14 protein-coding genes and 1 pseudogene are annotated in these 17,598 nt (G+C 65.6%); 12 read left to right on the forward strand and 3 right to left on the reverse strand.

Annotation, left to right across the window (positions count from 1 at the left end):
• Positions 1 to 15: 15 nt before the first annotated feature.
• From AB0J29_RS02830 to AB0J29_RS02875, 10 genes and pseudogenes are all read left to right on the forward strand, one after another.
• A complete protein-coding gene (locus AB0J29_RS02830; protein WP_364778927.1) occupies positions 16 to 2,517 on the forward strand; it encodes an NADH-quinone oxidoreductase subunit G in 2,502 nt (833 codons plus the stop codon).
• Positions 2,510 to 3,805, forward strand: a pseudogene (gene nuoH / locus AB0J29_RS02835) (NADH-quinone oxidoreductase subunit NuoH); the annotation flags it as partial. The gene AB0J29_RS02830 and the pseudogene nuoH, both read left to right, overlap by 8 nt.
• A gap of 27 nt (positions 3,806 to 3,832) precedes the next feature.
• Positions 3,833 to 4,387, forward strand: coding sequence for an NADH-quinone oxidoreductase subunit NuoI (gene nuoI / locus AB0J29_RS02840; protein WP_364778930.1), 555 nt, complete (start codon positions 3,833 to 3,835; stop codon positions 4,385 to 4,387).
• Positions 4,384 to 5,259 carry an NADH-quinone oxidoreductase subunit J gene (locus tag AB0J29_RS02845; RefSeq protein ID WP_364778162.1) on the forward strand — a complete coding sequence of 292 codons (876 nt, stop codon included), beginning with the start codon at positions 4,384 to 4,386 and terminating at the stop codon, positions 5,257 to 5,259. The genes nuoI and AB0J29_RS02845 overlap by 4 nt, the downstream gene beginning before the upstream one ends.
• Positions 5,249 to 5,548, forward strand: a complete 300-nt coding sequence (gene nuoK / locus AB0J29_RS02850; protein ID WP_062982135.1) for an NADH-quinone oxidoreductase subunit NuoK — start codon at positions 5,249 to 5,251, stop codon at positions 5,546 to 5,548. Before AB0J29_RS02845 ends, nuoK begins: the two co-directional genes overlap by 11 nt.
• 1 nt (position 5,549) lies before the next feature.
• A complete protein-coding gene (gene nuoL / locus AB0J29_RS02855) occupies positions 5,550 to 7,436 on the forward strand; it encodes an NADH-quinone oxidoreductase subunit L (RefSeq protein WP_364778165.1) in 1,887 nt (628 codons plus the stop codon).
• Positions 7,433 to 9,052: an NADH-quinone oxidoreductase subunit M gene (locus tag AB0J29_RS02860; RefSeq protein WP_364778168.1), complete on the forward strand. Its 1,620-nt coding sequence runs from the start codon at positions 7,433 to 7,435 to the stop codon at positions 9,050 to 9,052. The genes nuoL and AB0J29_RS02860 overlap by 4 nt, the downstream gene beginning before the upstream one ends.
• Positions 9,049 to 10,659, forward strand: coding sequence for an NADH-quinone oxidoreductase subunit NuoN (nuoN, locus tag AB0J29_RS02865; RefSeq protein ID WP_364778171.1), 1,611 nt, complete (start codon positions 9,049 to 9,051; stop codon positions 10,657 to 10,659). Before AB0J29_RS02860 ends, nuoN begins: the two co-directional genes overlap by 4 nt.
• Positions 10,660 to 10,969: 310 nt before the next feature.
• Positions 10,970 to 11,560 carry a WHG domain-containing protein gene (locus AB0J29_RS02870; RefSeq protein WP_364778174.1) on the forward strand — a complete coding sequence of 197 codons (591 nt, stop codon included), beginning with the start codon at positions 10,970 to 10,972 and terminating at the stop codon, positions 11,558 to 11,560.
• Positions 11,557 to 12,396, forward strand: coding sequence for an alpha/beta hydrolase (locus AB0J29_RS02875; RefSeq protein ID WP_364778177.1), 840 nt, complete (start codon positions 11,557 to 11,559; stop codon positions 12,394 to 12,396). The genes AB0J29_RS02870 and AB0J29_RS02875 overlap by 4 nt, the downstream gene beginning before the upstream one ends.
• A gap of 125 nt (positions 12,397 to 12,521) precedes the next feature.
• Here the strand turns inward: AB0J29_RS02875 and AB0J29_RS02880 are convergent, their stop codons facing one another.
• Positions 12,522 to 13,646, reverse strand: coding sequence for a DUF418 domain-containing protein (locus AB0J29_RS02880; RefSeq protein WP_364778180.1), 1,125 nt, complete (start codon positions 13,644 to 13,646; stop codon positions 12,522 to 12,524).
• Between the two features lie 404 nt (positions 13,647 to 14,050).
• Between AB0J29_RS02880 and AB0J29_RS02885 the strand changes: the two genes are divergently transcribed.
• The gene (locus AB0J29_RS02885) at positions 14,051 to 14,956 is read left to right on the forward strand and encodes an immunity 49 family protein (protein WP_364778183.1); all 906 of its coding nucleotides are present in this window, start codon (positions 14,051 to 14,053) and stop codon (positions 14,954 to 14,956) included.
• A 224-nt stretch (positions 14,957 to 15,180) separates the two neighbouring features.
• On the opposite strand, the gene AB0J29_RS02890 is transcribed toward AB0J29_RS02885, so the two are convergent.
• A complete protein-coding gene (locus tag AB0J29_RS02890) occupies positions 15,181 to 15,810 on the reverse strand; it encodes a LysE family translocator (protein ID WP_364778186.1) in 630 nt (209 codons plus the stop codon).
• Positions 15,811 to 16,281: 471 nt separating this feature from the next.
• Between AB0J29_RS02890 and AB0J29_RS02895 the strand changes: the two genes are divergently transcribed.
• Positions 16,282 to 17,040 (forward strand): MerR family transcriptional regulator, encoded by a 759-nt coding sequence (locus AB0J29_RS02895; RefSeq protein WP_364778189.1) that lies wholly within the window; start codon positions 16,282 to 16,284, stop codon positions 17,038 to 17,040.
• Between the two features lie 89 nt (positions 17,041 to 17,129).
• On the opposite strand, the gene AB0J29_RS02900 is transcribed toward AB0J29_RS02895, so the two are convergent.
• Entirely contained in the window at positions 17,130 to 17,537 is a 408-nt protein-coding gene (locus AB0J29_RS02900; protein ID WP_364778192.1) for a hypothetical protein, read from the reverse strand.
• Positions 17,538 to 17,598 lie beyond the last annotated feature (61 nt).

Consider the following 17,598-nt stretch of genomic DNA (forward strand, 5'->3'; position numbering starts at 1 on the left):
TCGCGCAGCGATTCGATGGGGGGTGCTGGCCGGGTGACGGGCGGGGCTGCCACCGTGAATACCAAAACCACCGGAATCGTGCCCGCTGACCTGGTCACCGTCACCATCGATGACACCGAGGTCAGCGTTCCAGCGGGCACGCTGCTGATCCGGGCCGCCGAACTCATCGGGATCCAGATCCCGCGCTTCTGCGACCACCCGCTGCTCGACCCGGTCGGCGCATGCCGCCAATGTCTGGTCGAGGTGGAGGGGCAGCGCAAGCCCGTCGCGTCGTGCACCATGGCCGTCGCCGACGGCATGATCGTGCGCACCCAGTTGACTTCGCCACCCACCGCCAAGGCCCAGGAAGGGGTGATGGAGCTACTGCTCATCAATCACCCACTCGACTGTCCGGTCTGCGATAAGGGCGGTGAATGCCCGCTGCAGAACCAAGCGATGTCGAGTGGTCGGCCCGAAACCCGGTTCGACGGCGTGAAGCGCACCTACCCCAAGCCGATTCCGTTGTCCACGGCCGTCTTGCTGGACCGGGAACGCTGCGTGTTGTGCGCCCGCTGCACCCGCTTCTCCCAGCAGATCGCCGGCGATCCGTTCATCGAACTCATGGATCGTGGTGCCCTCGAGCAGGTCGGCACCGCACAGGCCGAACCGTTCGACTCCTACTTCTCCGGCAATGCCGTGCAGATCTGCCCGGTGGGCGCGCTCACCGGCACCAGCTACCGGTTCCGGGCCCGCCCGTTCGATCTGGTCTCCAGCCCGAGCGTCTGCGAACACTGCGCGTCCGGCTGCGCACAGCGCACCGACCATCGGCGTGGAAAAGTGTTGCGCCGCCTGGCGGGTGACGATCCGCAGGTCAATGAGGAGTGGAACTGCGATAAGGGCCGGTGGGCGTTCGCCTACGCCACCGAACGCGACCGGCTCACCACACCGCTGGTGCGCGGTTGGGACGGCAACCTCGCACCCGCATCCTGGTCCGAGGCATTGGCCGCCGCGGCCGAAGGTTTGGCATCGGCGTTCGGCAGTGCGGGCGTGCTGGTCGGTGGTCGCGTCACCGAGGAAGACGCCTACGCCTACGCCAAATTCGCCCGAGTTGCCCTGGGCACCAATGACATCGACTTCCGCGCCCGGGTGCATTCGGCCGAAGAGGCAGACTTCCTCGCCGCTCGTGTCGCCGGACAGGGTGTCACCGTCGACTACGAAGCACTCGAGAACGCGCCGGTCGTACTGCTCGTCGGGCTCGAGCCGGAAGAGGAGTCGCCGATCATCTACCTGCGGCTGCGCAAAGCGGCACGCAAGCGCGGTATGCCGATCTTCTCGCTCGCCGCTTATTCTTCGCGCGGGCTGGATCGGATGTCGGGCACACTGCTGCAAGCCGTGCCAGGGGCCGAGCCGCACCTGCTCGATGCGTTGCGCACCGGTGAAATAACTACGGACGCAGCCGCTTCGGCAACGGCCGCGCAGCTGGTGCGTCAGCCGGGTGCAGTAATACTGGTCGGTGAGCGAATGGCCGGGATTCCGGGCGCACTGTCCGCTGCGGTCCGGCTCGCCGACGAAACCGGTGCGGCCTTGGCCTGGGTGCCGCGGCGGGCGGGTGAACGCGGTGCCGTCGAGGCGGGCGCGCTGCCCGGCCTGCTCCCCGGTGGCCGACCCGTTGTGGATCCCCGAGCGCGCCAACAGGTTCGCACGATCTGGAATGTCGCGGACCTGCCGGTCACCGCGGGTCGCGACACGGCCTCCATCCTGGAGGCCGCGCCGACCTTGGGCGCACTGATCATCGGCGGTGTCGAAATCGCCGATCTCCCGGACCCCAAAGCGGCACTTCAGGCCATCGACGCCGCCCGCTTCGTGGTCAGCCTGGAGCTGCGGCACAGCGCGGTCACCGAACGCGCGGATGTCGTCTTCCCGGTGGCCTCGGCAATGCAGAAATCCGGGACCTTCCGCACCTGGGAGGGGCGGCCACGGCAATTCGAGGCGGCACTCGGTGATTCGATGGTGCGCCGCGAACCCGCACCGCTGTCGGATCAGCGGGTGCTGCAGGCCATCGCGGGCGAGATGAAGGTGGCGCTCGGACTGCCCGATACCGAATCCGCGCGCGCCGAACTCGCCGAACTCGGTACCTGGGACGGTCCGTCCGTACCCGCGCCCGCGCACCGGCCGCATCCGGTGACCAAGCCTATTCCCGGCACGGCCATCCTGTCCGGTTGGCGGATGCTGCTGGATCAGGGGCGTATGCAGGATGGCGAGCCGAATCTGGCGGGTGTCGCGCGGCCGCCGGTGGTGCGGCTCTCGCCCATCACCGCCGCCGAAATCGGTGCCGCCGACGACGATTCGATCACCGTCGCCACCGATCGCGGCACCGTCACGCTGCCGCTGCTGATCACCGATCTGCCCGATCGGGTGGCGTGGCTGCCGCTGAACTCGCCAGGCTGCACGGTCAACGAACAGCTCGCCACCCAGCCGGGCGGTGTGGTGCACCTGCACCGCGCCGACGAGAGGATGAAGGAACACCGCCATGAGTGATCTCTCTGTGTTCACTACGGCGTCCGCTTGGCCCTCCGTGGTGACGCAAGCTGCCTCCTCCGGGTCTGACGCTACCGCCGGTTTCGGCCACGACCCGCTGTGGCTCGTCATCGGGAAATCCCTGGCGATCTTCGCCTTCCTGCTGCTCACGCCGATTATGGCGGTGTATCTGGAGCGCAAGATCGTGGCCTGGATGCAGATGCGCATCGGCCCGAACCGGGTCGGCCCCAAGGGCACACTGCAGGCCGTTGCCGACGGCGTGAAAATGGCGCTGAAGGAAGATATCGTCCCGGCCATCGTCGACAAGCCGATTTTCATTCTGGCGCCGGTCATTTCGGTGGTGCCCGCATTCATGGCATTCGCGGTCATCCCGATCGGGCCGGAGGTGTCGATACTCGGCCACCGAACCGCGCTGCAGCTTACCGATCTGCCGGTGGCGGTGCTCTACATCCTGGCCATCACCTCGATCGGCGTATACGGGATCGTGCTGGCGGGCTGGTCGTCCGGTTCGACCTATCCGCTGCTGGGCGGGTTGCGCTCGACCGCACAGGTGATCTCCTACGAGATCGCGATGGCGCTGTGTTTCGCGACGGTGTTCCTGCTCGGCGGCACCATGGCCACCTCCGGCATCGTCAAGGCGCAGGAGGGCACCTGGTATGTCTTCCTGCTGCTGCCGTCGTTCCTGATCTACTGCGTGTCGATGGTCGGTGAGACCAACCGTGCGCCGTTCGACCTGCCCGAGGCCGAGGGCGAGCTGGTCGGTGGTTTCCACACCGAATACTCCTCGCTCAAATTCGCCATGTTCATGATGGCCGAATACATCAATATGGCAACGGTTTCCGCACTCGCCACCACGCTGTTCCTCGGCGGCTGGCGGGCACCGTTCCCGATCAACCTGTGGGCCGGTGCGAATTCCGGCTGGTGGCCCGCGCTGTGGTTCATCGCCAAGATGTGGTCGTTCCTGTTCGTCTTCATCTGGTTGCGTGGCACGCTGCCTCGCCTGCGCTACGACCAGTTCATGAATCTCGGCTGGAAGCTGCTGATTCCGACCGCACTGCTGTGGGTCATGCTGGTCGCCAGCGCCCGCATGCTGCAGAACGAGGGCTACCAGATCCAGACGCCGCTGCTGGTGATCAGCGGAATCATCATTTCCGGACTGATGGTGTCGATGTTCTTGCGGGCCGGGCGCGCACCGGATACGCCGCCGACGGTAGCGAAACCCGCCCAGGAAGCGGGCACGGCGGTCTTCCTCGGCTTCCCGACGCCACCGCTGCCGGATCCATCGACGCGGCGGCCGGAACCCGAGCCGGGACTGCTGGAACCGTTGACGGGCTTCGCAGTCACCTTCATGACCATGTTCAAAAAGCCCAATACCGAATCCTATCCGGAACAGAAGGTGCCGACCGCACCCCGCTATCACGGCCGCCACCAGCTCAATCGGCATCCGGATGGTCTGGAGAAATGCATCGGCTGCGAGCTGTGCGCATGGGCCTGCCCCGCCGACGCGATCTACGTCGAGGGCGCGGATAACACCGAGACCGAACGCTTTTCGCCCGGCGAACGCTACGGACAGGTCTACCAGATCAACTATCTGCGCTGTATCGGCTGTGGATTGTGCATCGAGGCATGCCCGACCAGGGCGCTCACCATGACCAACGAGTACGAGATGGCCGATGACAACCGCGCCGATCTGATCTACGAGAAGGACCGGCTGCTGGCTCCGCTGCAGCCCGGTATGACCGCACCGCCGCACGCGATGTACCCCGGTGCGACGGAAGGCGATTACTACCGCGGCAATGTCCCGAGCGGTGAAAGCGGTTCGGATAACAGGGCGCCCGCCGCCGCGGGCGCGGAAGGAGGCGCGCGGTGACCGAATTGATCCTGGCCGCCGAGCCCTTGACCCACACCTCGACCGGCGAGGCCGTCCAATTCTGGATCCTCGGCCCGTTCGCCGTAATCACCGCGCTCGGTATGGTTTTCGCGGGCAAGGCCGTCCATTCGGCGATCTGCCTGGCCGCCACCATGATCGTGCTCGCCACCTTCTACATGGCCCAGGACGCGCTGTTCCTCGGCGTCGTGCAGATCGTCGTCTACACCGGCGCGGTCATGATGCTGTTCCTGTTCGTGCTCATGCTCGTCGGCGTCGACTCCCCCGAATCGCTCGGGGAAACGCTGCGCGGGCACCGGCTCGCGGCGGGCGCGGTCGGGCTCGGCTTCGGGCTGCTGCTGATCAGCGGTATCGCCAACGGCATCCGCAACTCCGGAATCACGTATCCGGCAAAGGGGTTCGCATATCAAGACGTGATCGGCCAACTCGCCGAACTGATCTTCGTCCGATATGTGTGGGCCTTCGAACTCACCGGCGCACTGCTGATCACCGCGACCATCGGCGCGATGATCCTGGCGCACCGGGAGAATTTCGGACCGCGCCTTGATCAGCGGGAGCTCTCGCGCCGCAGGTTCCGTGGCGCCTATGACCCGGCCCGGCCTTCCGATCGCGCCACCCCGCTGCCGACGCCCGGCGTGTACGCCAGGCACAACGCGGTCGATATTCCGGCACGGCTGCCAGATGGATCCTTCGAGGAGCTGTCGGTCAGCACCATCCTGCGGCACCGCCGCACCAGGGCGCTCACCGAGGCCGCGGTCATCTCGGTCGGCAAGACCCCGACCTTCGCCACGGAGGCCGACGAGCCCGAAACCCCGCCCGCGAGGCAGACGAGGAAGGCAAACGGTGAATCCTGAGAACTACCTGTTCCTGTCCGCCCTGCTGTTCACCATCGGCGCGGCCGGTGTGCTGCTGCGGCGCAACGCCATTGTGGTGTTCATGTGCATCGAGCTGATGCTCAACGCGGTGAACCTCGCCTTCGTCACCTTCGCCCGGCTGCATTCGAATCTCGACGGTCAGGTATTCGCGTTCTTCACCATGGTTGTGGCCGCGGCCGAAGTCGTCGTCGGACTCGCCATCATCATGACCATCTTTCGCACCCGCCGTTCGACCTCGGTCGACGACGCCAACTTGCTGAAGTTCTGACGTGGATACCGCAACGCTCTGGGTGCTGCCCGCACTGCCGCTGGCCGGTGCCGCCATTCTGCTGCTGGTCGGACGCTACAGCGATAAGTGGGGGCATCTGCTCGGCTGCACCACCGCGCTGGCCTCGTTCGGCTTCGCCGTCGTCGCGTTCTTCGACATGCTCGACCGGGCCGGTGCCGCCCGTGCGATCCACAGCGATCTGTTCAGCTGGGTACCGGTCGACGGGTTGAAGGTGGATTTCAGCCTCCAACTGGACCAGCTGTCGGTGTGTTTCGCACTGCTGATCACCGGCGTCGGATCGCTGATCCACATCTATTCCGTCGGCTATATGCACGACGATCCGGGACGGCGGCGGTTCTTCGCCTACCTGAATCTGTTCCTGGCGGCCATGCTGCTGCTGGTGCTGGCGGACAACTACCTGGTGCTGTATCTGGGCTGGGAGGGCGTCGGTCTGGCCTCCTATCTGCTGATCGGTTTCTGGTACCACAAGCCGACCGCGGCGACCGCGGCCAAGAAGGCGTTCGTGGTAAACCGGGTCGGTGATATGGGGCTGGCGATCGCCATGTTCACCATGTTCGCGACATTCGGTTCGATCGACTTCGGCGCGGTGTTCGCAACCGCGCCGAAGGCGAGCGAGGGCACGCTCACCGCGATCGGGCTGTTGCTGCTGCTGGCCGCATGCGGTAAGTCCGCGCAGGTGCCACTGCAGTCCTGGCTCGGCGACGCGATGGAGGGGCCGACACCGGTCTCCGCACTCATCCACGCCGCCACCATGGTGACGGCTGGCGTGTATCTGATCGCGCGCTCCGGGCCGATCTTCGATCTCGCACCCAATGCGCGGCTCGGCGTGGTGCTGGTGGGCGCGGTGACGCTGCTGTTCGGTGCGATCGTCGGTTGCGCGAAGGACGACATCAAGAAGGCACTGGCGGCGTCGACCATGAGCCAGATCGGTTATATGGTGCTGGCCGCGGGCCTCGGCCCGGCCGGATACGCGGTCGCCATCATGCATCTGCTCACCCATGGCTTCTTCAAGGCCGGGCTGTTCCTCGGTGCCGGATCGGTCATGCACGCGATGGACGACGAGACCGATATGCGCCGCTATGGCGGACTGCGCAAACTGCTGCCGGTCACCTACGTCACCTTCGGGCTCGGCTACCTGGCCATCATCGGGGTGCCACCGTTCGCCGGATTCTTTTCCAAGGATCGGATCATCGAGGCGGCGTTCAACCAAGGCGGCGCAAGCGGTTTGGCATTGGGTGCGGTGACGCTGCTGGGTGCCGGGCTGACCGCGTTCTACATGACACGCGTCATGATCATGACGTTCTTCGGCGAGCGTCGCTGGCAACCGGATACCCATCCGCACGAGGCACCGGCGGTGATGACCGGGCCGATGATTCTGCTCGCGATCGGATCGGTGGCCGCGGGTGGGCTGTTCGTCCTCGGGTCATCACTGCAGAACTGGCTCGAACCCGTTGTCGGGGCCCATCACGGCGAAGAGGTCGTGCCCGCGGGCGTGGTGACCGCCCTGGCACTGCTCGTGGTCGCCGTCGGAATCGGCGTCGCCTACAACCAGTTCGCGCAGCATGAGGTGCCCGAGACCGCACCGGAAGCGGTATCGGCGCTGACCATCGCGGCCCGCAAGGATCTCTACGGCGACACGTTCAACGAGGGCGTATTCATGCGCCCGGGTGCGTATCTGACCCGGTTCCTTGTCTTCCTCGACAACCGCGGCATCGACGGCATCGTCAACGGTACCGCCGCAGTGATCGGCGGACTGTCCGCGCGGATCCGGAAGGTGCAGTCCGGCTTCGTACGGTCGTATGCCCTGTCCATGTTCACCGGCGCGGCCCTGGTGGCCGCAGCCCTGCTGGCAGTGAGGCTTTGGTGAGTGACTTTCCCTGGTTGACCACGTTGTGGTTATTGCCGGTCGTCGGCGCGGTCGTGGTGCTGGTGTTGCCCGCGTCGCGGCGCACCCTCGCGCGCGGGCTGGCATTCGGTGTCGCATTGGCGGTGCTGGTGCTCGGCATCGTCTTGGCGGTGCGCTTCGAACCTGGTGGGGCGCAGTATCAGTTCGTCGAATCGCACGAGTGGATTCCGGCCTTCGGCGCGGGCTACACGCTGGGGTTGGACGGGATCGCGCTGGTGCTGGTGCTGCTCACCGCGGCGCTGGTGCCGCTGCTGATCCTGGCCGGTTGGAACGATGAGCGCGAGGTCGGCAGCGGGCGTCGAGTGTCGCATACCTATGTCGCGTTGACGCTGCTCGTCGAGGCAATGGTGCTGATTTCCTTTGTCTCGCTGGACATTCTGCTGTTCTACGTGTTCTTCGAGGCAATGCTGATCCCGATGTACTTCCTCATCGGTGGCTTCGGGCCGCGCAGCGCCGATGTCGCACATCGCCAGCAGCGCTCCCGGGCGGCGGTGAAATTCCTGCTGTACAACTTGTTCGGCGGTCTGATCATGTTGGCCGCGGTGGTCGGGTTGTATGTACTCACCGCGCGGCAGGGGCTCGGACCCGGATCGTCGGGCACCTTCGATTTCCGCACCGTCGTCGCCGCGGCCAATGCCGGACAACTCGGTGCCGGTCCGGCGGTGCTGAATGCGCTGTTCCTCGGGTTCATGTTCGCCTTCGCGGTGAAGGCGCCGCTCTGGCCGCTGCACACCTGGCTGCCGGATGCGGCGGTGGCGGCCACACCATCGAGTGCGGTGTTGATGATGGCGGTGGTCGACAAGGTCGGCACCTTCGGTATGTTGCGGTACTGCGTGCTGCTGTTCCCGGATGCCTCGGGAACCTATGCGCCCCTGGTGATTACGCTCGCGGTGATCGGCATCATCTATGGTGCGCTGCTGGCTATCGGACAGACCGATGTGATGCGACTGATCGCCTACACCTCGATCTCGCACTTCGGATTCATCATTCTGGGCATCTTCGCGATGACCAGTCAGGGGCAGACCGGGGCCACGCTGTACATGGTCAACCACGGCATCTCGACCGCGGCGCTGTTCCTGATCGCGGGATTCCTGGTATCGCGCAGGGGAACTCGGGCCATCGCCGCCTACGGCGGGGTGCAGAAAGTGGCGCCGGTACTGGCGGGCACCTTCCTCATCGCCGGTCTCGCCACGCTGTCGCTGCCCGGGCTCGCTCCGTTCATCAGCGAATTCCTGGTGCTACTCGGCACATTCACCCGCTACGGATTCGCGGCGGTGATCGCGACCGGAGCGCTGGTGCTGGCCGCGCTGTATGTGCTCTGGATGTACCAGCGGATGATGACCGGGCCGGTCAAGGAAGGCAACGAACGGCTCTATGATCTGGTGCCGCGCGAGCTGGCGGTGGTGGTGCCGTTGATCGCGGCGCTGCTATTCCTCGGTACCTATCCGAAACCGGTGCTGGACTTCATCAATCCCGCGGTGGGTCAGACACTGAGCACCATCGGCGTCCATGATCCGGCGCCGAAGACGCCCGCGATCCCCGCAGCGGGGGCCGATCACGGAGGTGCCCACAAATGAGCAGTCTGCTCGCGGCAAGTGTGCCCGCGCCCAGCATCGAATACGCCAAGCTATCGCCGATGCTGATCGTCTTCGGGGTGGCGGTGTTCGGGGTACTCGTCGAGGCGTTCGCACCGCGCCGCCACCGGTATGCCATCCAGGTGCCGCTCGGGCTGGCCGGGTTGGTCGCGGCGCTGGTCGCGGTGGTGCGGTTGTCCGGGACCGAGGCGACCGCGATGGTCGGTGCGGTGGCGATCGACGGTGTGACCCTGTTCCTACAGGGCACGATTCTGGTGGTGTCCATTCTGGCCCTGCTGTTCATGGCGGAGCGCGGTGCGGAGCCGCGGCCGCAGGCGCGCTCCGGTCCCGGTACGTGGAGTGTGGCCGCGGCCGCCGTCGGCGATGGTGTGGACGCGTTCACCCCGCAGGCCTCCGCGGTGCCCGGCAGTGCCGGTGAAATGGCCGCTGTGCGTGCGGGTGTCGCGACGACCGAGGTGTTCCCGCTGGCTATGCTCGCGATCGGTGGGTTGTTGCTGTTTCCGGCGGCGAATGATCTGCTGACGATGTTCGTGGCGTTGGAGGTGTTGTCGCTGCCGCTGTACCTGCTATGCGGGCTGGCGCGGCGCAAGCGGCTGCTGTCGCAGGAATCAGCGCTGAAATACTTTCTGCTCGGGGCGTTTTCGTCCGCCTTCTTCCTCTACGGTGTCGCGTTGCTGTATGGGCAGGCGGGAACGGTCAAGCTCGGTGGTATCGCCGATGTGATAGCCCAGCATCCGCAGAACACCACGCTGGCGCTGTTGGGGGTGGCGATGCTGGCGGTGGGGCTGTTATTCAAGATCGGCGCGGTACCGTTCCAATCCTGGGTGCCGGATGTGTATCAAGGCGCGCCGACCACGGTGACCGGATTCATGGCCGCGGCGACGAAGATCGCCGCGGTCGGTGCGCTGCTGCGGGTGCTGCAGATCGCCGTGCCCGGTCTGCGCGACGACTGGCGTCCGGTGCTCGCCGCCATTGCCATCGCGACCATGGTGATCGGTGCGGTCATGGCGATTACCCAAACCGACGTCAAGCGCATGCTCGCCTACTCCTCGGTCGCGCATGCCGGATTCATTCTGACCGGTCTGGCCGCGGCGAATAGGGCGGGTACCTCGGCGATCCTGTTCTATCTGTTGACGTACGGCCTGGGCACGCTCGGCGCGTTCGCGGTCGTCAGCCTGGTTCGCGATACCGACGGTGACGAAGCCACCGCCATGTCCCAGTGGGCCGGCCTCGGCCGCCGCTCCCCTTGGCTGGCAACGGTTTTCGCACTGTTCCTGCTCTCGTTCGCGGGCCTGCCCCTCACCGGTGGCTTCGTCGCCAAGTTCGCGGTCTTCCAAGCCGCCGCCTCCGGCGGTGCCAGCTATCTGGTGATCGTCGGTGTCATCTCCAGCGCCATTGCCGCCTTCTTCTACATCCGCGTCATCGTCTTGATGTTCTTCACCGACCCACCCGCGGATGCCCCGACCGTCGCCGCACCATTCCTCACCACGACAGTCGTCGCATTCACCGCGGGGGCCACCGTCCTGCTCGGCGTCATCCCGCAAATGCTGCTCGACTTGTCCGACCGCGCATCGACTTTCGTCCGCTGAGCCCCGACCGCACCGCCGCACCCCGCTCGGGTGCGGCGGTGTCGTGTTCAGGGCGTGAGTCGCGTAGTGGCGTAGTGGCGTAGCGGAGCATGTCGCGTCGAGTACCGCCGATTTCCGGTAGCTGTGCAACGGGCCTTCGCGGAGGTATCCGTCGAACTCTGCGACGCGGATCGAGTCGGTATTCCACGGCTCGACATAGCTGCGATGCCCGGCGGGGATGGTCCAGGCGAAGGTTGTCAGGGCTCGACCACTTGCGAACCTAATACTCCTAGGATATATACTAAGAGTATTAGTCCGGAGAGGGGCTGCGATGTCACCACGCGCCGGGTTGACCGCCGAGCGGATCACGCGGGCAGCCGCGGAGTTCGCCGATGAGGTCGGATTCGACAACATCACCGTCGCCGCGCTGGCCAGGAAGTTCGGCGTCAAGGACGCGAGCATGTACTCGCACATCAAGAACCTCGAAGACCTGCGCAACCGAGTGGCCATGTTGGCGGGCGACGAGAAGACCGAGCGCATCGCCGCGGCAGTGGCCGGGCGCGCCGGACGGGATGCGCTCGCGGCCTTCGCCGACGAGTGGCGCCACTACGCCCTGGAACATCCCGGCCGTTATGCCGCCACTCAAATGCCGATGGATCCCGCCGTTGCCGCCGATTGGAGCGGCGGGTGGCGCGCCATCGACCTGACCTACGGGATGCTGCGCGCCTACGGCCTCGACGAACCCGATATCACCGACGCGGTTCGCCTGTTGCGCAGCACCTTTCACGGTTATGCCAACCTGGAGGCGAACGGAGGATTCGGACACTCCCGCTCCACCGCCGTCTCCTGGGACCGCATTATCGACGCTCTGCACATCACCCTCACCCATTGGCCCACCGACGAGAAAGCGACATCGCAGTGAGATCCGAAACCATCGAAGTGCCCGGCGCCACCCTGTATTTCGAGGTGCGCGGTAGCGGCCCGGTGCTGCTTCTGCTGCCGGGCAGCGGCGGCGACGCCGGGATTTTCGATCCGATCGCCGACGCTCTCGCCGAACACTTCACCGTCGTCGCCGCCGATCCGCGCGGTTACTCACGCAGCGTCCTGGATGCTGCCGAACCGGTGGATCAGCGCATGGATGTGTTCAGCGACGACGCCTACCGTCTGCTCGAACACCTCACGCCCGCAGGCGAATTCGCCTACGTCGCCGGTGTCAGTGGGGGCGCGGTGGTCGCGCTCGACCTGCTCGCCCGCCATCCGGAACGACTGCGCCTGGTCGTCGCCCACGAACCGCCGTGCTTCGCGGTCCTGCCTGATGCCGATGTGCACCGGGCCATGGTCGAGGAGGTGGTCGAACTCGCCCGGGACCAGGGACCCGCCGTCGCGGGCGCACGCTTCATGCAGGCGGTGGGCGTCACCTCGAAGCCGCTGCCCGATCCGGCCGGGGTACCGGCCCGCACCGCCGAAATGCTCGGACGTCTCATGGGCAACGCGTCGTTGATGTTCGCGCACGAACTGCGCGCGGTCACCAGCTACCGGCCCGATACGGCCGCACTCGCCGGCGTCGTGGACCGGCTCGTGCTGGCCGCGGGCCGGGAAACCCGTGGCCAACTCCCCTATCGCACCGCGGAAACCCTCGCGACCGAGTTGGACCGACCGCTGGTCGAGTTCCCTGGCGGACACAGTGGCGTGCGGGAAGCCCCGACCGAATTCGCTCATGCTCTGCTGGAGGCGCTGAAGGTCACTGCTGATCGCTGACCCACGCTTGGCACGCGAGTGTCCAGCAGCGGCGGAAGCGATGCTGAGCATGCACTTCTATGGCAGAAATCGCCGGGGAATCTGCATGCTCGGAGTGAACAACACTGGATTCCGGGCGGCAAGTGTCAGGGTGCCACGCTACCCGCGGCACGTAACTGCTTGGGGCCGTACGTGACTGCGCGCAGCACCCATTCGATCGGCCCGTACCGGTAGTGGCGGGTCCACAGCCGGGCCGCAGCGAGCTGGGCGGCGTAGATCGCCACCGCGACAGCCATGACGGTCCAATCGCCCAGACGTCCGGCGAAGGCGAATCCGTACCCGGTGAAAAGGAATGCGGTAACGACGGATTGCGTGATGTAGGTCGTCGCGGCGATCTTCCCGGCCGGGGCGAACACCTCGGCAACCTCGGGGCGGCGCCGAATGATTCGCAATAGCGTCGCGGCATACGCGGCGGCCAGTAACGGATCGGCCAACGGTGTGAGCGCCCGCAGTGGCAGCCAATGCGTGATTGCGGCGAGCGCCGAAATCGGCAGGCCGACAGTGAATCCGATGACCTGGATGCGGGGCAGCACGGGCAGGTAGCGGTCCGGATTCTCCAGGAGGCGAGCCTTACCCGCGGCGAAGCCGATCAGGAACAGCGGCAGCACATTGAACAGCCCGAACAGCAGGAAGAACGGCAGCCGGTCCACAAACAATTCCCAGCGCCATTCGGCGGCGGTCCCCCAGCCGTCCCGCACGATCCCGAGGATACGAGCCGTCTCATCCGGATCCACCGTTTGCTCGCCGCCCAGTATTCCGACCAAGGCAATGCCGGCTGCCCCGATTCCGTACATAACCCCAGCCAGCCACAACGCCGTGCGCGGTCGTATCCGACTGAGCGCCAACAGCGTCAAACCGACTGCACCGTATCCGAACAGCACGTCCCCGGTGAAGAAGAAAACCACGTGTGCGAGCCCGACCGCCATGAGTGCCAGGCAGCGTCGCGCGGTGCGGGCCAGGGCACTCGCTCCCGCCCGTTCAGCGGACCGGAACTGCATGGTCAGGGAGTATCCGAACAGGAACGAGAACAGGACGTAGAACTTGTTGTGGAACAACGCCTGCAACAGGGCGATCGCGGGTCCGTCGGCGAATCCGGCGGGATTCGACATGAGTTCGATATTCACGAGAAGGATTCCGCCGAGCGCGAATCCGCGCAGCGCGTCGAGTTCGATCAGTCGCGGCACCGTCACTGTCGCTCGCTCGTCCATCATGGCCTGACGGTAGAGTCGGGCTGTCGGTTGGCGAATCACCCGTGGGGGTGAGACGGGTCTGGTTCCGCAGAGTGAGACTCCAGTCGCTCGGTGACCGGAATCGTGGCGCGGTGATGTAGCGGCTCCAGGCCGCCGCTTCCTCGGCGGCGAGTTTCGTGGTCGTGACGTAGTGATAGAGGAGTACGTCGGCGACGATGGACGCAGACATCTGCTGGACGTGCTGTCGCATGGCCGATGTTCGGCCCGGAACGTTGAGAACGCCAAGGGCTTTCAGCAGGCCGCTCACTGCGGCGGGGGAAGCGTTGACGAATCCCCCAGGGACATCCCCGTTTCCGCCCCTTTCTTAGGATGATCGACACGTACCTGTAGATGAAGGGTGAGAGATGCGGATAGAGCGTTGCCGGATGGATGAAGCCGTGCTGGTAGCGGCCCGCGATGGTTTCGCCGAGCGAATCCAGGGCGTGTGCCACTCCATGGGGAAGGCCGGTCCGATCGGAACCTCCGAGTGGTGGCAGATCTCGGATGAGTTCCTCGACTATCTGGGTGCTCTTTCCGTCGTCCTCCCCGATCTCGACGCTCCAGAGGTCAAGGCGGTCCTCGACAACGCCACCGAAGCCGCCGCCGGCGGCGTGCAGTGCGCCGCTTACTTCAACAACACCACCTTCTTCGTCTTCCTTGACTACGCAAACTTCGGGATGCGATACGAGCGGGAAACCTCGTACGATCCGGATCCTGTCTCCGCCAACCAGTGGCTGGACGCCTTCTGCCTGGCGATCCTCTCCGAGAAAGCGCAATGGCATGGCGAGGCATTCCACTTCGCTCGGGAGATATTCGATGGCGACATGGGCGGCCAGCCCAACGTCGAGCTGGTCAACGGCCTGATGGCCTACGTCATCGGGGACACGGGCAACGAGGACGACGGCTACCCGCCGTCCAGGGAAGCAGTGGTCGCCGCTATCGACGCCGCGCTTTCCCGAGTCCAGGTGAGAGAGAGTTTTGACGACCTGCCGCACCGCACCGCACTGCGCGGCCTGCGCGCCTTGGCCGCCGGTGACCAGGAGGCCTTCGGCACAGAGTTGACCGAGTTGCTGCTCCAGTACGGCACCGTGCCCGACCCCTTCACGGAGATGACCGAGTCACTGGTCCAGTGCGGCATCGTGCCCGGCCCCTTCGGCAAGCCTCGTGCTCTGCTTCCCCTCGTGCCGCTCGCTCTGACCGCTCTCGCCTACCGCCGCGAGGGTTGGCAACCTCCCGTCGAGACCGACTATCTGCCGCGCACGTTGATCACCGGATGCTGGACCGGTTCTTGAGCGGCCTTGGCGTCCGTCGCAATCGATTGCCGCTCCCGACACGATCCTTGACAGCACCCCATACGCGGATCCGCTTCAGAATTCCGGCGTCCACTTCGGGGCTGAGGCCAGCTTCAGGATTCCTGGGCCGTTTCCGGGTAATGGCCATCCGGCGCGAACAACCACTCTCGACCGGATCCATCGACCGGGTCGATCCCAAGGCCGAGGCTTTCGGGTGTAGCCCTTCACTGATGACTGGTAGCAAGCTTCAGGCCGAATCCGACCAGAACCGTTCCTGTGACCATATCCATTGCGCGCCGCACCGTATCTCGGCTCAACCACGTCTTCGCCAGGCCCGCAGCGGTGATGATCGTGGTGAACCACAGCATGCCCTCGACGTTGTGCACGACCGCAAGCGCGCAACCCATCAGAAGATGCGGCACACCGGCGGGCAAGAACTGCGGCAGCATAGCCACGTAGAACACACCGACTTTCGGATTGAGCAGATTGGTGCCCAGCCCACGCGCCCAGGCACCGAACACGCCCTGCGGCGAATCGTCCACCGCGTCTTGCAGTATCGCCCCCCGATACAGGAGTCCATCACGGATCATGCGGGTACCCATCCACACCAGATAGATCGCACCCGCGATCCGCAACACCGTGTAGGCCAACTCCGACGTGGTCAACAGCACCGAGACACCAACTGCAGCGGCAGCGCCCCACACCAGTGTGCCGCTTCCGATCCCGACAGCGGTAGCGAACGCGTAACGGCGGCCACGACTCACCGCAGCCCGCAGCACAAGCGCCATATCCAGGCCGGGAACAAGAGTGAGCAAACCGGCGACGACAGCGAAGGACAGCAAAGCGTGCACCATGCGCTCAGAATATGTGCGCTACCAGCCGCCTACCTCACCGCCGATGTCGTCGAAACCTCACCCACGCCGCCGAGATCGGCGCGTCCACGCCGATGCTGATGGCGTTGTCCGGGCACGCTTCGGTGTGCAGCCTCGCGAAGTACACCAGGGCGTCGGCCGAGGCGCTGGGGCGATGGCAGCCGGCGACCGACCCGGCTTCGCGTCGCCGCGGACGGTGACATCGGGCTACTCCGGGATGATGCGGTAGCGGCGGGGGACCTCCTAGAACTCGACGGCGGCCGCGATGACGTCAACGTCTGGGTTGTCGGTGCCAGCGGGGATGATGACGATTTTGTCGTCGTCATCGATGCGACGGGCGGATCGAATTCTCGGCTGATTCGGCGCATTTCCGCTTGACCTTCACGTAGCGGCAACTTTTACGGTCGAAGACGAGGCCGGAGGGACCGGTCTCCCGGAACGATGGGAAGCGTTATGAGCTGGTCGATCGCGGATGTGGCGAGGATGTCGGGCGTCACCGCGCGCACCTTGCGGCATTACGACGACATCGGACTGCTCGAGCCCGCCTGCGTGGGCGCCAACGGCTACCGCTACTACGAGCAGGAGCAACTGCTGCGCTTGCAGCAGATCCTCGTCCTGCGCGAACTCGGCCTGAGCCTTGCCGAGATCGCACAGGCGGTCGACTCCGAGCCGGACACGCTCGCCGCCCTCAAACGGCAGCACATCCGCCTACTGGGAGAGCGCGACCGCCTGGCGCGGATGGCCGACACGGTGGCACGCACCATCGCCGAACTCGAAGGGAAGACGGAAATGACAGTCGAGATCAACCGCCCGGAGAACCTGTTCGAGGGCTTCGATCACACGCAGTACGACGACGAGGCCCGCGAGCACTGGCCGGAGGAGTTCGAGCAGTCTCGGCGCAACACCGCGACGATGACTGCCGAGGACGTCGAGCGTATGCAGCGTGAGCTGACCGCGGCGATGATCCGTATGGCCGAGTTCATGGCCGCCGGCACCCCGGTCGACGACGTGGCGGTCCAGGCGGAGATCGACACGCAGTACCAGGGCATATGCCGCTTCTGGACCCCGAACCGGGACGCGTACAAGTGCCTGGGGCAGATGTATGTGGACGACGAGCGGTTCAAGGCGAACTACGAGAAGATCGCCCAGGGCCTGGCCGAGTATCAGCGGGACGCGATGGTCGTCTACGCGGAGGAGCGGCTCGGCGAGTAGTCCCCGGTCCGGAAGCCCAGGGTACCGCTGGATAAGGCAGCGGCCCCTCCGCGGCCAGTGCGGAGGGGCCGCTCCCATTGTCTCGGCAATCAGGCCGGAGATGCCGGCGGTGCCGTCGACATCTGGCACCGATCATCTCCGTCCTGCACAGCGTCCAATCGGCTCGCCCGCCAGGCGCTGATCAAATCGGCAAAACATGCTCCCGAACTCATCGCAACGGACTCGTGGTCGGGTGCGTCGGGGTAGCGCGGCGGGCGGGGCGGACCGCCCAGGTCCGGGAGCGCGAAGCTGTAGTGCCCGTCGCGACCGAGGCGGGCGCGGATGAACGCCGACAACCGCGCCACGTCGGCGTCGAGCACCGGGTAGCCCTGTTCTGGGCGGTGTAAAGGATGACCCGCGAGAAGGTCCAGACCAATTCGGGCGTCCTGATCGGTTGCGAGCCAGTCGTTGAGGAATTGGTGCAGTTCGGGTTCCGGTAGGAGCGGCGCGGGAGACAACGGACTTAACGTAATCCCTTGGTTGGCAGGGTATTACGGGCTGTGAGTGGTCTGGATGGGC

Source organism: Nocardia sp. NPDC049707 (assembly GCF_040674855.1).
In the GTDB taxonomy this organism is placed as follows: Bacteria; Actinomycetota; Actinomycetes; order Mycobacteriales; family Mycobacteriaceae; genus Nocardia.

Excerpts from the sequence above, each read along its gene's own strand:
- AB0J29_RS02830 (WP_364778927.1), top strand. The coding sequence starts at position 16 with ATGGGGGGTGCTGGCCGGGTGACGGGCGGGGCTGCCACCGTGAATACC.
- nuoN (WP_364778171.1), top strand. The coding sequence starts at position 9,049 with ATGAGCAGTCTGCTCGCGGCAAGTGTGCCCGCGCCCAGCATCGAATAC.
- AB0J29_RS02870 (WP_364778174.1), top strand. The coding sequence starts at position 10,970 with ATGTCACCACGCGCCGGGTTGACCGCCGAGCGGATCACGCGGGCAGCC.
- AB0J29_RS02880 (WP_364778180.1), bottom strand. The coding sequence starts at position 13,646 with ATGATGGACGAGCGAGCGACAGTGACGGTGCCGCGACTGATCGAACTC.
- AB0J29_RS02885 (WP_364778183.1), top strand. The coding sequence starts at position 14,051 with ATGGATGAAGCCGTGCTGGTAGCGGCCCGCGATGGTTTCGCCGAGCGA.
- AB0J29_RS02890 (WP_364778186.1), bottom strand. The coding sequence starts at position 15,810 with ATGGTGCACGCTTTGCTGTCCTTCGCTGTCGTCGCCGGTTTGCTCACT.
- AB0J29_RS02895 (WP_364778189.1), top strand. The coding sequence starts at position 16,282 with ATGAGCTGGTCGATCGCGGATGTGGCGAGGATGTCGGGCGTCACCGCG.